Genomic DNA, 14,428 nt, shown 5'->3' with positions numbered 1-14,428 from the left:
CGCTTGCGCAGGATGGGGGGAGCGCAGCGATACCCATGCTGTCGGATACTCCGGCAATTGCCGGCTCACTCCGTATCCGCGCCGATCTCCCGCTTGAGGTGCCGCCGGGTGCTCTCCAGGATGCGGTCGGCCAACTCCGTGTCCGCCACGCTGCGCGACAGCACCAGCGCGCCGATCAGCGTGGCGAGCAGGGCGACGCTTTCGTCCTCGGCATGCTCGCTGGGCAGCGCCTGCTCGATGGCGTCGATGCGCGCCTGGACGATGGCATCCGTCGTGGCACTGGCATGGCCGCGAGCACCCAGCTCCGCCGAGATGGTCGGCAGCGGGCAGCCCTTGCCCGGCGCGTTGCGGTGGCCGGTGGACAGGTACTGTTCGATGAAGCCGGGCAGCGGGTCGTCCTTGGCGAACTGCTGGTCCACCACCGGGCGCAGTTGCTCGGCGGCCTGCTGCAGGGCGATCTCCACCAGTTCGTCCTTGGACTTGAAGTGCGCGTAGAAACCGCCGTGGGTCAGGCCCAGCGCCTTCATCAGCGTCTGCAGGCCGGTGGCGTCGACGCCTTCGCTGCGGAAGCGCTGCGCCGCTTCGTTGATGATGCGTTCGCGGGTCTGGGCCTTGTGGTCTTCGGAGTAACGCATGACCGGGTGTCTCCTGCGGTGCATGGAATGCTGGGTGACATTCTAACGCAGGGTGGGCGAGGGGAGGTGATTCAGGGCAGATAGGGCAGGCGCTGAAGGCAATCGCGGACGGAGTCCGCTCCCACACAGGTCCTCGAATATGCGTAGGAGCGGACTCGGTCCGCGATGTTTTCGCACCGCTCAATCTCTCCTTGCAGGAGCGGGTTCTCAGCTCAGCGAACAGCTTCCAGCAACGTCGCCACGCCTTGTCCGCCGCCGATGCACTGGGTCGCGATGGCATAACGTCCGCCGGTTTCCTTCAGCAGCGCCGCCGCCTTGCCGGTGATGCGCGCGCCGGTGGCGCCCAGCGGGTGGCCGATGGCCAGGGCGCCGCCGTGCAGGTTGACCCGGTCGATATCCAGTTCCAGCCCGCGCAGGCAGGCCAGAGCCTGGCTGGAGAAGGCTTCGTTGATTTCCACCAGGTCGATGTCGGCCATGCGCAGGCCTGCGCGGTCGAGCAGCTTGCGGGTGGCGTAGAGCGGGCCCATGCCCATGATCTCCGGCGGGCAGCCAACCACGGCGACGGCTTTCACCCGCGCCAGGATGTCCAGCCCGTGGGCACGGGCGAAGTCTTCGCTGCACACCAGCACGGCCGCTGCGCCATCGGTGAGGGGCGAGGCGGTACCGGCGGTGACGCTGCCGCCGAACGCCGGCTTGAGCTGCGCCAGCGCCTCCAGGTTGGTGCCGGGGCGGATGCAGCCATCCTCGTTGACCACTCCGTTTGGCGTGTCGATGGGCACGATTTCCGCCGCCAGCAGCCCTTGTTCACGGGCACGGGCCGCCTTGGCATGGGAGTCCACCGCCATGGCTTCCTGGTCGACGCGGGAAATGCCGAAGCGCTCGGCGACGATTTCCGCTGTCTGCCCCATGGGCATGTAGGCCTGCGGGAACTCCGCCAGCAGGCGTGGATTGGGCGAGAGGTTGAAGCCGCCCATGGGCACGCGGGTCATGGACTCCACGCCAGCGCAGATGAACGCATCGCCGGCGCCGAGCTGGATCTGCCCGGCGGCGAAGTGGATGGAGGTCATGGACGAGCCGCAGAAACGGTTCACCGTGGCGCCGGCCACCGTTTCCGGCAGCCCGGCGAGGAAGCCGGTGATGCGCGCGAGGTTCATGCCCTGTTCGGCCTCGGGATAGGCGCAGCCCATGATCAGGTCCTCGATCAGCCGGGCGTCCAGGCCACTGCGTGCGACCAGACCCTTGACGGTCTGCGCGGCAAGGTCGTCCGGGCGTACGTCGATCAGCGCGCCCTTTTTAGCGAAGTGGAACGGCGAGCGGGCATAACCCGCGATCACTACGGAAGTCATGGTCGGTCTCCTGAACAGCTGTCAGCGCCCGAGGATCAGGCAGGTGGTGGAACCGGTGGCGTAGAGCTTGCCGTCCACGTCGTAGAGACGGCCTTCGGCCAGGGCGGTGGAGCGGCCGACATGCACGATGGTGCCCTCGGCGCGGATCGGTCCGGTGTCGCGGGTCAGTGCGCGGATGTAGCTGATGCGCAGGTCGGTCGTGGTGTAGCCCAGGCCCGGTTCGAGCATGGTGTGCACCGCGCAGCCCATGGCCGAGTCCAGCAGCGTGGCCGCGTAGCCGCCGTGCACAGTGCCCAGCGGGTTGTAGTGGCGCATGTCCGGGGTGCCCTGGAAGACGAAGCGGCCCTGGCTCCATTCCAGCGGGACGAAGCCGATCAGCGCGTTGATCGGCGGGGCGGGCAATTCGCCTGCTCCGATGCCGTCGAAGAATTCCTGGGGCGTCTTGCCGCGCAGTTCCTGCAGGGCGATCACGCCCGGCTCGGCCAGGCGCTGGCGCATTTGCGCGGCCGCCGCTTCCCAGGCGGCAATCTTCTGTTCACGGGTCAGTGTCAGTTCGGTCATCGCGGGCTCCAGCACTTCGATTAAATATTACGGTCATCATACTAGCATTGAATGACGACCAGCATATAAGTGACGGAAGCGCCATCCAGCAGGGCTGAAGCGACAGGGAAAACGGGGGAAGGAGAGGGCGCTGGCGGAGCGGACTCCGCCAGCGCGGGAGCTTACTCGGCGGTGGCGGTCATGCTGGCGGCGCGGGCCTGGCTGCGCTGTGCCTTGTATTGCAAGGCGACGGCAGGCACCGGCGAAGCGACGCCGGTTTCCACCCAGCGGCGGATGCGGCCGGCGTCGGCCACGTGGGTGCGCTTGCCGAAGGCATCGAGCAGGGCCAGGGCGACCGGGCGGCCGTTCATCATGGTGACCATCACCAGGCAGTGGCCGGCGTCGTTGGTGAAGCCGGTCTTGGTCAGGCGGATGTCCCACTTGCCGTTGCGCACCAGCGGGTTGGTATTGAAGAAGCTCAGCGAGTAGCTGGGCTTGCTGAAGCGCGCGTCGCTGGTCGCCGTGGTGCTCAACTGGCGGATCTGCGGGTAGGTGTAGGCGGCCTTGGCCAGGCGGATCAGGTCGTTGGCGTCGGAGACGTTGTGGATCGACAGGCCGGTGGGTTCGACGTAATGGGTGCTGGTCATGCCGAGGGATTTCGCCTTGGCGTTCATCGCCGCGACGAAGGCCTTCGAACCGCCCGGATAATTGTGGGCGAGGCTGGCGGCGGCGCGGTTTTCCGAGGACATCAGCGCCAGCAGCAGCATGTTCTGGCGGCTGATCATGCTGCCCAGGTGGACGCGGGAGAACACGCCTTTCATCTCGGCGGTCTCGGAGATGTCCACGGGGATCAGCTCGTTCATCGGCAGCTTGGCGTCCAGGGTGACCATCGCGGTCATCAGCTTGGTCACCGAGGCGATGGGCACCACCAGGTTGGGATTGCTGGAGTAGAGGGTCTTGCCGTTCTCCAGGTCGACCACCAGCGCGCTGCCGGAGGCGAGCACGAGTTCTTTGGGGGAGGCCGCCTTGGGCGTGGCAGCGAAGGAGTTCGATGTACAGACAACAGCGGCGCAGGCAAACAGCAGGCTCAGTATCGAACGACGAGTAGTCATGGATGTGATTCGCAAGCGTTGAGTGGGAATTTGTCTACATCCATGTAGGCATTTTCGTCGAATTCTACTGCAAGGCCTGCGCTAGCGCACGTGGCGCGGGGCGTCTCAGTTTGCGACAGCCTGAGACGTATCCACGGCGTCCAGGCAAGGCCACGACTGGCGCAGGCAGTCGCGGCGCGGCCGCCTGCCCGAGCTGTTGCGAAATGCAACCGCGGCGGCGGCGTGGCCAACCTCCGAAACACTTCTCAAGGCCGCGCCAGCTATGGCTTTCAGGCCGAATGGCACGCTTTGTGAGTGGCTATCCTGAATGATGCGGAGGCGCCCGCCGATATCGCTCTGCCGATGGTCGGGGTTGCGTTTACCTTTACGTTAACGTAAACATGCTCCGTCGCCCGCGACCGGTCAGTCAGGCCGGCGGGGTAGGTTGGCTCTCGGTGCTTTGGCACTGCTGCCAGAGCCGATCGTTCAGCGTTGATCCCAGAACAAGCACAACAAGGGAAAGCCATGAACCACCTGAGTTACACCCGCGGCCCCCAGGACAAACCCCTGCTGGCCATGACCGTCGGCGCGGCCTTCGACGCCACGGTAGAGCGTTTCGCGGCCCGCGAGGCTCTGGTCGTGCGTCACCAGAACCTGCGCTACACCTGGGCCGAGCTGGCCGAGGTGGTCAATGGCATCGCCCGCGCTTTCCTCGCCCTCGGCCTGCGTCCCGGCGACCGCATGGGCATCTGGGCGCCCAACTGCGCGCAGTGGTGCGTCACCCAGTTCGCCAGCGCCAAGGTCGGCGCCGTGCTGGTCAACATCAACCCGGCCTACCGGGTGAACGAACTCGAGTACGCGCTCAAGCAGTCCGGCTGCCGCTGGCTGGTGTGCGCCGATGCGTTCAAGACTTCCGATTACCACGGCATGCTCGCCGACCTGCTGCCCGAACTGGGGCAGGGGCGGCCGGGCGAGCTGTCCAGCGACCGCCTGCCGGAGCTGCGCGGGGTGATCAGCCTGTCCGATACCGCACCCGCCGGCTTCCTGCGCTGGAGCCAGCTGGAGCCGCTGGGCCGTGGCACGTCCGCCGCCGAACTGGCCGAGCGCCAGGCGCTGCTGCAGTTCGACGAGCCGATCAACATCCAGTACACCTCCGGCACCACCGGCTTCCCCAAGGGCGCCACGCTCAGCCACTACAACATCCTCAACAACGGCCTGATGGTCGGCGACAGCCTCGGCCTCACCGAGCACGACCGCCTGGTGATCCCGGTGCCGCTGTACCACTGCTTCGGCATGGTGATGGGCAACCTCGGCTGCCTGACCCACGGCTCCACCATGATCTATCCCGCGCCCAGCTTCGAGCCCGAGGCAACCCTGGCCGCGGTGGCGGAGGAGAAGGCCACCGCGCTGTACGGCGTGCCGACCATGTTCATTGCCGAACTCGATCACCCGACCCGCCGCGAATTCGACCTCTCCAGCCTGCGCACCGGCATCATGGCCGGCGCCACCTGCCCGATCGAGGTGATGCGTCGGGTCATCGACGAGATGCACATGGCCGAGGTGCAGATCGCCTACGGCATGACCGAGACCAGCCCGGTGTCACTGCAGACCGGCCCGGAAGACGACCTGGAAACCCGCGTCACCACCGTTGGCCGCACCCAGCCGCACCTGGAAAGCAAGATCATCGACGCCGACGGCCGCATCGTCCCGCGCGGCACCATCGGCGAACTCTGCACCCGTGGCTACAGCGTGATGCTCGGCTACTGGAACAACCCGCAGGCGACCTCCGAGGCCATCAGCCCGGCGCGCTGGATGCTCACCGGCGACCTCGCCGAGATGGACGAGGCGGGCAACGTGCGCATCGTCGGGCGCAGCAAGGACATGATCATCCGTGGCGGCGAGAACATCTATCCGCGCGAGATCGAGGAATTCCTCTACACCCACCACGCCGTGGCCGACGCGCAGGTGATCGGCATTCCCGACGAGAAGTACGGCGAGGAGCTGGTGGCCTGGGTCAAGTTCCACCCCGGTCACAGCGTCGAGGAAGACGAGCTGCGCGCCTTCTGCAAGAACGCCATCGCCCACTTCAAGGTGCCGCGCCACTTCCGCTTCTGCGACGAGTTCCCGATGACGGTGACCGGCAAGATCCAGAAGTTCCGCATGCGCGAAATCAGCATCGAAGAGGTGCGCGCCAAGCGTGGCTGACCGTTCGACACCTTCCTGCGTCCGGGCGCACGTTCCTGACATCAGGGCGCCATGGGCGTAGAGAAGGGCACCATCTCCATCCGCCTGGTCAGCGAAGCGCTGGCCGAGTTTCGTCGCGCCGGCCGCGACGACGGGCCGTTGTTGGCTGCCGCCGGTATCGCCCCGGAGCTGTTCGGCAAGCCCTACGCGCGGGTTTCCAGCCAGGCCTACGCGCGGTTGTGGCTGCGCCTGGCCAGGGAGATGGACGACGAGTTCTTCGGCATGAACGCCCGGCGCATGAAGTCCGGCAGCTTCAACTTCATGACCGCCGCCGCGGTTCGTGAGCCGACCCTGGAAGCCGCGCTGAGCGCCGCGCTGCGCTTCATGGGCCTGGTGTTCGACGACTTCACACCGCGGCTGGTACGCCAGGACGGCGTTGCCTCGATCACCCTCGACGAGCCTGAACACACCGCGCCGCGCGCCTTCTGCTACTTCACCCTGTGGCTGATGCTGCACGGCCTGGCCTGCTGGCTGGTGGGGCGAAGGATTCCGATTCTGGCCATCGAACTGCGCTGCCCGCAGCCGGACTTCATCGCCGACTACCGGGTGATGTTCACCGAGAACCTCAACTTCGCCCGCCGCCAGTCGCGCCTGTTGTTCAACGCCGAGGCGCTCGATCTCCCCGTGCGCCGTGACGAGCGCGAGCTGCGGCGTTTCCTCAATGGCGCGCCGGCCAACATCCTGGTGCGTTACCGCGACCCGCAGAGCCTCGCCGCACGCACCAAGGCCTACCTGCGCAGCCTGAAGTTCGAGCGCTGGCCGGACCTCGACGCACTCGCCAGCCACTTCTACATGGCGCCTTCGACCCTGCGCCGCAAGCTCGCCGCCGAAGGGCAGTCCTACCAGGCGCTCAAGGACCAGCTGCGCCGCGACCTCGCCATCGCACGGCTGGACAGCGGCGACGGCAACTTCGCCGATCTCGCCGAGGAACTGGGTTTTGCCGACACCAGCGCCTTCTACAAGGCCTTCCGCAAATGGACCGGATCGACGCCCGGGCAATACCGCGCGCTGATCCGCCAGGAGCCCTGAAATTTAAGGGCCCGGCTCAAGTAGCCGCTTTACAGGCCGATAAAACCTCAAAGAATTGCTTGTTGCTCAAGGACGCCAACCATGCCCCTGTCCCGCCTCTCGATCCAGTGGAAGATCACGCTGCTGACCGGCCTCTGCCTGCTCTGCATCGTCTGCCTGCTGGTCGGCCTCTCGCTGTTCCGGATGAACCATGATGCGCAACTGATCAAGGCGGCCAACGCGGACATGCTCAAGGACGCCGCCAAGTCGCGGATGCAGGCGCGCAGCGAGCAGCAGGCGGAGATCATCCAGCGCTTCTTCACCGACGTGTACCACTTCGGCAACCAGTTCTCCCGCCAGGTCAGCCAGCTGCGCGAGCAGTCGACCAAGCACGGTGCGGACACCGCGGCGGTACGCAAGGACCTGAACCAACTGGTGCGCGATGGCCTGAAGAGCAATCCCAACCTGCTCAGCCTCTACGTGGTCTTCGAGCCCGATGCGCTGGACGGCCAGGACGCCGCCTTCCATGACCAGCCCGACGCCGGCAGCAACGAGAAGGGCCGCTTCGGCGCCTATTGGGCGCAGAAGGCCTCGGGCGAGATGACCGGCCTGGCGGTGACCGAGGACATGATCGCCGACACCACGGCCATGCTCGACGGCAGCCCGTTCAACACCTGGCAGCTGTGCCCGCTGCAGACCCGCAAGGCCTGCGTGCTCAACCCCTATTTCGACAGCGCCTCGGGCACCAAGGTGCTGATGACCACCGTGACCTTCCCGCTGATGGACCAGGGCAAGGTCATCGCCGTGATCGGCATCGATATCAGCCTCAGCCGCCTGCAACAGTTGGCCGCCGATGGCGACCGCGAGCTCTACGACGGCGCCGGCAGCGTCAGCATCGTCAGCCCGGCGGGGCTGCTCGCCGGCTACAGCAGCGACGAAGCGCTGCTCGGCCAGCCGCTGGAGAAGGCCATCCCCGGCCAGGCCGCCGAACTGCTGTCGCTGCAGGCCAACGGTCGCCCGCAGGTGCTGGAGAAGGATGGCCAACTGCGCGTGCTGGAACCGCTGCTGCCGATCCCGGACGCCACCAAGCCCTGGGCCGTGGTGCTCGACGTACCGCAGGACGTGCTGCTGGCTCCCGCATTGGAGCTGCAGAAGCAGCTGGATGAGCGCAACTCCAGCGGCGCGCTGTGGCAGACGATCTTCGGCCTGATCGCCGCCATCGTCGGCCTGCTGCTGGTCTGGCTCACCGCCCGCGGCGTGACCCGGCCGATCCTCGGCGTCGCCGCCATGCTACGCAACATCGCCAGCGGCGAGGGCGACCTGACCAAGCGCCTGGACTACGCCGGCAAGGACGAACTGGGCGAGCTGGCCGGCTGGTTCAACCGCTTCCTCGACAAGCTGCAGCCGATCATCCGCGACGTGAAATCCTCGGTGCACGACGCTCGCGCCACCGCCGACCAGTCCTCGGAAATCGCCAGCCAGACCAGTGCCGGCATGCAGCAGCAGTTCCGCGAAGTCGACCAGGTGGCCACCGCCTCCCAGGAGATGAGCGCCACCGCCCATGACGTCGCCAACAGCGCCGCCATGGCCGCCGATGCCGCCCGTGGTGCCGACGGGGCGACCCGCGACGGCTTGAGCGTCATCGACAACACCACCCGCCTGATCGACGAACTGGCCAGCGATATGAGCAGCGCCATGAGCCAGGTGGAAGGCTTGGCGGCGAGCAGCGAGCAGATCGGTTCGGTGCTGGAAGTGATCCGCGGCATCGCCGAGCAGACCAACCTGCTGGCGCTCAACGCGGCCATCGAAGCGGCCCGCGCCGGTGAAGCCGGGCGCGGCTTCGCGGTGGTTGCCGACGAGGTGCGCAACCTCGCCAAGCGCACCCAGGATTCGGTGGAGGAAATCCGCCAGGTCATCGAAGGCCTGCAGAACGGCACCCGCGACGTGGTCGGCGCGATGAGCAACAGCCATCGCCAGGCGCAGGACAGCGTGAGTCAGGTCGAACAGGCCGTGGCTGCGCTGAAGCGCATCGGCGATGCGGTGGGCGTGATCACCGACATGAATCTGCAGATCGCCAGCGCCGCCGAGGAACAGAGTGCGGTGGCCGAGGAGATCAACCGCAACGTCGCCGGCATCCGTGACGTGACCGAATCGCTGTCGAGCCAGGCGCAGGAGTCGGCGCAGGTCAGCCAGTCGCTGAACAAGCTGGCGAACCATCAGCAGGGGTTGATGGATCAGTTCCGCGTTTGATCCTGACCTCCGGAGCTCGGACTTTCCCCTCACCCCAGCCCTGGCTGCGCGCCCCGCACCTGAGGGAGAGGGTTAGGGTTGATCCGAGTTCGGAAACTTCCCGCCGTAGTGAACGTCCTCCGCGATCAGCCGATGAGTTCGGCGCCGCGGCGGGTTCGCGAGCAAGCTCGCTCCTACAAAAAGCGCACGCTGCAGACCCTGTAGGAGCGAGCTTGCTCGCGAACCGCATGACTCGGTGCCGATCGCGGATGTAGTCCGCTCCTACGCAAACCAATCGTCAGCGCACCGCCCAAGCTGTCCAATCCGCTCATCCAGATTGGCGGCTTTCGACATTGCCCGCGCGCCGGTGCGGCGGGAACATCAGGGGACTCCAACAAGAACAAACCGGGAGTCACCAGTGATGCGTTCCCATACCGCCGCCACGGCCGAATTCGATTACCGCGCCACCGCCGATGCCACCCTGGCCGGCAACCTCGACGCCCTCAACGCCTGTGTCGAATGCTGCGACCGCCACGCCATCCCCGGCCGTATCGCGCTGTTCTGGGAGGGCAAGGACGGCGACAGCGCCTCCTACACCTTCACCCAGCTGAAAGAACTCTCCGGCCGCTTTGCCAGCTTCCTGCACAGCCTTGGTGTGCGCCCTGGCGACGTGGTGTCCGGCATGCTGCCGCGTACCCCGGAACTGCTGATCACCGTACTCGGCACCTGGCGCCTGGGAGCGGTCTACCAGCCGCTGTTCACCGCCTTCGGGCCGAAAGCCATCGAGCATCGCGTGAAGCTGGCCGGCAGCAAGGTGGTCGTCACCGACGGCGCCAATCGCAGCAAGCTGGACGAAGTACCCGACGCGCCCACGCAGGTGACCGTCGGCGGGCCGAAGGGGCAGGGCATCCGCCATGGCGACTACAGCTTCTGGGCCGAACTGGAACGCCACTCGCCGGACTTCGAACCGGTCCTGCGCAGCGGCGAAGACACCTTCCTGCTGATGTTCACTTCCGGCACCACCGGCTTGGCCAAGCCGCTGGCCGTGCCGCTGAAGGCCATCGTCGCCTTCGTCGGCTACATGCGCGATGCGGTGGGCCTGAACGAGGAGGATTCGTTCTGGAACCTCGCCGATCCGGGCTGGGCCTACGGCCTTTACTACGGCGTTACCGGGCCGCTGGCCATGGGGCACCCGATCACCTTCTACGAAGGCGCGTTCACGGTGGAGAGCACCTGCCGCATCGTGCGCAAGTACGGCATCACCAACCTGGCCGGCTCGCCTACCGCCTACCGCCTGCTGATCGCCGCTGGCGAGGCAGTGTCCAGGCCGCTCAGGGGGCGGCTGCGCGCGGTGAGCAGTGCCGGTGAGCCACTGACGCCGGAAGTGATCCGCTGGTTCGCCAGCGAGCTGGGCGTGACCATCCATGACCACTACGGGCAGACCGAACTGGGCATGGTGCTGGCCAACCACCACGAGTTGCAGCACCCGGTGCACCTGGGCGCCGCCGGCTTCTCCATCCCCGGCCATCGCGTGGTGGTGTTGGACGAGCAGGGCAACGAACTGCCCGCCGGCCAGCCCGGTGTGCTGGCCATGGACCGCAAGCGTTCGCCGATGATGTGGTTCGCCGGCTACCAGGGCATGCAGACCAAATCCTTCGTCGGCGACTACTACCTCAGCGGCGACACCGTGGAGTTGAACGCCGACGGCAGCATCAGCTTCGTCGGCCGCGCGGACGACCTGATCACCACCTCCGGCTACCGCGTCGGCCCGTTCGACGTCGAGAGCGCGCTGATCGAGCACCCGGCGGTGATCGAGGCGGCGGTGATCGGCAAGCCGGACCCGGAGCGCACCGAACTGGTGAAGGCATTCGTGGTGCTCTGTTCGTCCTACCGGCCGGGCGCGGAGCTGGCCGAGGAACTACAACAGTACGTGCGCAAGCGACTGTCGGCGCACAGCTACCCGCGGGAAGTGGAGTTCGTCGACGAACTGCCCAAGACCCCCAGCGGCAAGATCCAGCGCTTCCTCCTGCGCAACCAGGAGATCGCCAAGCAACGCGAAGCGGCCGAGAAAGCGGCCGCTCACTAAGTACAGCGGAGAGACTTCATGCAGATCCAGAACAAGGTATTCCTCATCACCGGCGGCGGCTCCGGCCTCGGCGCCGCCACGGCGAAACTGCTGGTGTCCGCAGGCGCCAAGGTAGTGCTGGCCGACATCAACGCCGAAGCCGGCGCGGCCCAGGCCGCCGAACTGGGCGAGGCGAACGCGCGCTTCATCCGCACTGACGTGTGCAGCGAGGCTGACGGCAAGGCCGCCGTGCAACTTGCGCTGGACGCCTTCGGTGCGCTGCACGGCCTGGCCAACTGCGCGGGCGTGGCCCCGGCGGAAAAGGTCATCGGCCGCAATGGCGTGCACGGACTGGAGAGCTTCACCCGCACCATCAGTATCAACCTGATCGGCACCTTCAACATGCTGCGCCTGGCCGCCGACGCCATGGCCCGGAATGAGCCGGACGCCGGCGGCGAGCGCGGCATCATCATCAACACCGCCTCGGTCGCCGCCTTCGACGGGCAGATCGGCCAGGCCGCGTACTCCGCGTCCAAGAGCGCCGTGGTCGGCATGACCCTGCCGATCGCCCGCGAGCTGGCGCGCTCGGGCATCCGCGTGATGACCATCGCCCCCGGCATCTTCGAGACGCCGATGATGGCCGCCATGCCCCAGGAAGTGCGCGACTCCCTCGGCGCCAGCGTGCCGTTCCCGCCGCGCCTCGGTCGCCCGGACGAATACGCCGCGCTGGCCCGCCACATCATCGAGAACACAATGCTCAACGGCGAAGTGATCCGCCTCGACGGCGCCATCCGCATGGCCGCGAAGTAAGAGGAGACAGCTCATGAACGATCCCATCGTTATCGTCAGCGCCACCCGTACGCCCATGGGCGGCTTCCTCGGCGACTTCAAGGACGTCACCGCCGCTACTCTCGGTGCGGCTGCGATCCGCGCCGCTGTCGAACGTGCCCGCCTGGGCGCCGAAGAGGTGGACGAAGCGGTGCTCGGCTGCGTGCTCGCCGCCGGGCAGGGCCAGGCACCGGCGCGCCAGGCAGTGCTGGGCGCGGGCCTGGCGCGCGGCACGCCGTGCTCCACGGTGAACAAGATGTGCGGCTCGGGCATGAAGGCCGCGATGATGGCCCACGACGCCATCCTTGCCGGCAGCGCGCGCGTGGCATTGGCCGGCGGCATGGAGAGCATGTCCAACGCGCCGTACCTGCTGGAGCGCGCCCGCAGCGGCTACCGCATGGGCCATGGCAAGGTCCTGGACCACATGTTCCTCGACGGCCTCGAGGATGCCTACGACAAGGGGCGCCTGATGGGCACCTTCGCCGAGGATTGCGCCGAGAAGTACGGTTTCACCCGCGAGCAGCAGGATGACTACGCGATCACCTCGCTGACCCGGGCGCAGAAGGCCATGAGTGAAGGCCGCTTCAAGGACGAGATCGTCGCGCTCACCGTGAAGGCCGGCAAGGAACTGCGCGCCATCAGCGAGGACGAGCAGCCGCCGAAGGCCAGGCTGGACAAGATTCCCACCCTGAAACCGGCGTTCCGTGACGGCGGCACCGTGACCGCGGCCAACGCCAGCTCCATCTCCGACGGCGCCGCCGCGCTGGTGCTGATGCGCCTGTCCGAAGCTGAAAAGCGCGGCCTGACGCCCCTGGCGGCGATCCGTGGCCATTCGTCCTACGCCGATGCGCCGAACCTGTTCCCGACTGCCCCGGTGGGCGCGGTGAATTGCCTGATGCAGCGCACCGGCTGGGCGCTGGGCGACGTCGACCTGTTCGAGGTCAACGAAGCCTTCGCCGTGGTCGCCATGGCGGCCATGCGCGACCTGGATATCCCCCACGACAAGCTCAACGTCCACGGCGGCGCCTGCGCCCTTGGTCACCCCATCGGCGCCTCTGGCGCGCGGGTGATCGTGACCCTGCTGTCGGCGCTCAAGCAGTACGACCTCAAGCGCGGCGTGGCCTCGGTGTGCATCGGTGGCGGCGAAGCCACGGCCATCGCGGTCGAGCGACTGGTCTAAGGAGCGAGAAATGATTCCCAGCGAAGAAGACATCCAGATCCGCGACGTTGCCCGCCAGTTCGCCCAGGAGCGGCTGAAACCCTTCGCCGCCGACTGGGACCGCGAGCACCGTTTCCCCGCCGAAGCCATCAAGGAAATGGCCGACCTCGGCTTCCTCGGCATGTTGGTGGCGGAGGAGTGGGGTGGCGCGCAGACCGGCCATCTGGCCTACGCCATGGCGCTGGAAGAGATCGCCGCCGGCGACGGCGCCTGCTCGACCATCATGAGCGTGCACAACTCGGTGGGCTGCATGCCCATCGCCAAGTTCGGCAACGACGAGCAGAAGCGCCAGTTCCTGGTGCCCCTTGCCCGTGGCGAAATGATCGGCGCCTTTGCGCTGACCGAGCCGCAGGCCGGCTCCGACGCCAGCTTCCTCAAGACTCGCGCGCGCCGTGATGGCGAGCATTACGTGCTGAACGGCAGCAAGCAGTTCATTACCTCCGGCAGCCATGCCGGCGTGGTGATCGTCTTCGCAGTGACCGATGCGGCGGCGGGCAAGAAAGGCATCAGCGCCTTCATCGTGCCGACCGACACGCCCGGCTACCGCGTGGTGCGAGTCGAGGACAAGCTCGGCCAGCATGCCTCCGATACGTGCCAGATCGCCTTCGACGACGTGCGCATCCCCGCCAGCTACCGGCTGGGCGAGGAGGGGCAGGGCTATGCCATCGCCCTGGCGAACCTGGAGGGCGGGCGCATCGGAATTGCCTCGCAGGCGGTGGGCATGGCCCGCGCCGCGTTCGAATACGCCCGTGACTACGCCCACGAGCGCGAGACCTTCGGCAAGCCGATCATCCAGCACCAGGCGGTGGCTTTCCGCCTGAGCGACATGGCCACCGAGATCGCCGTGGCGCGACAGATGGTTCATCACGCCGCCAGCCTGCGCGAAGCCGGCTTGCCCTGCCTGACAGAAGCTTCCATGGCCAAGCTGTTCGCCTCGGAAATGGCCGAGCGCGTGTGCTCCGCCGCGATCCAGACGCTCGGTGGTTACGGCTATCTGCAGGACTACCCGGTTGAACGCATCTACCGCGACGTGCGCGTGTGCCAGATCTATGAGGGCACCAGCGACGTGCAGCGGCTGGTGATCGCGCGGAGTCTCTGAAGGGTTCGCCGGCAGACCCCGGCCTGCGCGTTGGACAGGCACTTCGGCAGGGCGGGGTCTGCGGGTGGCTTACGCTCTGGACGGAGACGCGCTGGTGGTACCGAGCTCACCCTGTAGGAGCGGG

General features: G+C 67.0%; 11 protein-coding genes and 1 pseudogene. 8 read left to right on the top strand and 4 right to left on the bottom strand.

Translation table 11 applies throughout. From position 1 onward, the window contains the following. Positions 1–65 precede the first annotated feature (65 nt). The 4 genes from UB43_RS02655 to pbpG form a co-directional block, all read right to left on the bottom strand. Positions 66–635 carry a TetR/AcrR family transcriptional regulator gene (locus tag UB43_RS02655; protein WP_045208162.1) on the bottom strand — a complete coding sequence of 190 codons (570 nt, stop codon included), beginning with the start codon at positions 633–635 and terminating at the stop codon, positions 66–68. A gap of 212 nt (positions 636–847) precedes the next feature. Next, the gene (locus tag UB43_RS02650; RefSeq protein ID WP_045208161.1) at positions 848–1,981 is read right to left on the bottom strand and encodes a thiolase family protein; all 1,134 of its coding nucleotides are present in this window, start codon (positions 1,979–1,981) and stop codon (positions 848–850) included. A 21-nt stretch (positions 1,982–2,002) separates the two neighbouring features. Continuing rightward, on the bottom strand, positions 2,003–2,479 hold the full coding sequence (locus UB43_RS02645) for a PaaI family thioesterase (RefSeq protein ID WP_156160339.1): 477 nt from the start codon (positions 2,477–2,479) through the stop codon (positions 2,003–2,005). Between the two features lie 224 nt (positions 2,480–2,703). Next, positions 2,704–3,633 (bottom strand): D-alanyl-D-alanine endopeptidase, encoded by a 930-nt coding sequence (gene pbpG, locus UB43_RS02640; RefSeq protein WP_045208156.1) that lies wholly within the window; start codon positions 3,631–3,633, stop codon positions 2,704–2,706. Between the two features lie 504 nt (positions 3,634–4,137). Between pbpG and UB43_RS02635 the strand changes: the two genes are divergently transcribed. The 8 genes and pseudogenes from UB43_RS02635 (at position 4,138) to UB43_RS02605 (ending at position 14,304) form a co-directional block, all read left to right on the top strand. Next, entirely contained in the window at positions 4,138–5,817 is a 1,680-nt protein-coding gene (locus UB43_RS02635) for an AMP-binding protein (protein WP_045208154.1), read from the top strand. Between the two features lie 51 nt (positions 5,818–5,868). Then, on the top strand, positions 5,869–6,885 hold the full coding sequence (locus tag UB43_RS02630) for an AraC family transcriptional regulator (protein ID WP_045208147.1): 1,017 nt from the start codon (positions 5,869–5,871) through the stop codon (positions 6,883–6,885). A gap of 81 nt (positions 6,886–6,966) precedes the next feature. Then, positions 6,967–8,256: pseudogene (locus tag UB43_RS30240) on the top strand (HAMP domain-containing protein); the annotation flags it as partial. A 102-nt stretch (positions 8,257–8,358) separates the two neighbouring features. Then, positions 8,359–9,114: a methyl-accepting chemotaxis protein gene (locus UB43_RS30235; RefSeq protein ID WP_371318985.1), complete on the top strand. Its 756-nt coding sequence runs from the start codon at positions 8,359–8,361 to the stop codon at positions 9,112–9,114. A gap of 400 nt (positions 9,115–9,514) precedes the next feature. Next, entirely contained in the window at positions 9,515–11,179 is a 1,665-nt protein-coding gene (locus UB43_RS02620) for an acyl-CoA synthetase (protein ID WP_045208142.1), read from the top strand. A gap of 18 nt (positions 11,180–11,197) precedes the next feature. Beyond that, the gene (locus tag UB43_RS02615; RefSeq protein WP_045208139.1) at positions 11,198–11,968 is read left to right on the top strand and encodes a 3-hydroxyacyl-CoA dehydrogenase; all 771 of its coding nucleotides are present in this window, start codon (positions 11,198–11,200) and stop codon (positions 11,966–11,968) included. 13 nt (positions 11,969–11,981) lie between these two features. Next, positions 11,982–13,166: an acetyl-CoA C-acyltransferase gene (locus UB43_RS02610; RefSeq protein ID WP_045208136.1), complete on the top strand. Its 1,185-nt coding sequence runs from the start codon at positions 11,982–11,984 to the stop codon at positions 13,164–13,166. Positions 13,167–13,176: 10 nt separating this feature from the next. Further along, positions 13,177–14,304 (top strand): acyl-CoA dehydrogenase family protein, encoded by a 1,128-nt coding sequence (locus UB43_RS02605; RefSeq protein ID WP_045208133.1) that lies wholly within the window; start codon positions 13,177–13,179, stop codon positions 14,302–14,304. Positions 14,305–14,428 lie beyond the last annotated feature (124 nt).

Source organism: Pseudomonas sp. 21, from assembly GCF_000955805.1.
Taxonomy (GTDB): Bacteria; Pseudomonadota; Gammaproteobacteria; order Pseudomonadales; family Pseudomonadaceae; genus Pseudomonas.
This window is presented reverse-complemented; position numbering and strand designations above follow the sequence as displayed.

Excerpts from the sequence above, each read along its gene's own strand:
- UB43_RS02655 (WP_045208162.1), bottom strand. The coding sequence starts at position 635 with ATGCGTTACTCCGAAGACCACAAGGCCCAGACCCGCGAACGCATCATC.
- UB43_RS02650 (WP_045208161.1), bottom strand. The coding sequence starts at position 1,981 with ATGACTTCCGTAGTGATCGCGGGTTATGCCCGCTCGCCGTTCCACTTC.
- UB43_RS02645 (WP_156160339.1), bottom strand. The coding sequence starts at position 2,479 with ATGCGCCAGCGCCTGGCCGAGCCGGGCGTGATCGCCCTGCAGGAACTG.
- pbpG (WP_045208156.1), bottom strand. The coding sequence starts at position 3,633 with ATGACTACTCGTCGTTCGATACTGAGCCTGCTGTTTGCCTGCGCCGCT.
- UB43_RS02635 (WP_045208154.1), top strand. The coding sequence starts at position 4,138 with ATGAACCACCTGAGTTACACCCGCGGCCCCCAGGACAAACCCCTGCTG.
- UB43_RS02630 (WP_045208147.1), top strand. The coding sequence starts at position 5,869 with ATGGGCGTAGAGAAGGGCACCATCTCCATCCGCCTGGTCAGCGAAGCG.
- UB43_RS30235 (WP_371318985.1), top strand. The coding sequence starts at position 8,359 with ATGCAGCAGCAGTTCCGCGAAGTCGACCAGGTGGCCACCGCCTCCCAG.
- UB43_RS02620 (WP_045208142.1), top strand. The coding sequence starts at position 9,515 with ATGCGTTCCCATACCGCCGCCACGGCCGAATTCGATTACCGCGCCACC.
- UB43_RS02615 (WP_045208139.1), top strand. The coding sequence starts at position 11,198 with ATGCAGATCCAGAACAAGGTATTCCTCATCACCGGCGGCGGCTCCGGC.
- UB43_RS02610 (WP_045208136.1), top strand. The coding sequence starts at position 11,982 with ATGAACGATCCCATCGTTATCGTCAGCGCCACCCGTACGCCCATGGGC.
- UB43_RS02605 (WP_045208133.1), top strand. The coding sequence starts at position 13,177 with ATGATTCCCAGCGAAGAAGACATCCAGATCCGCGACGTTGCCCGCCAG.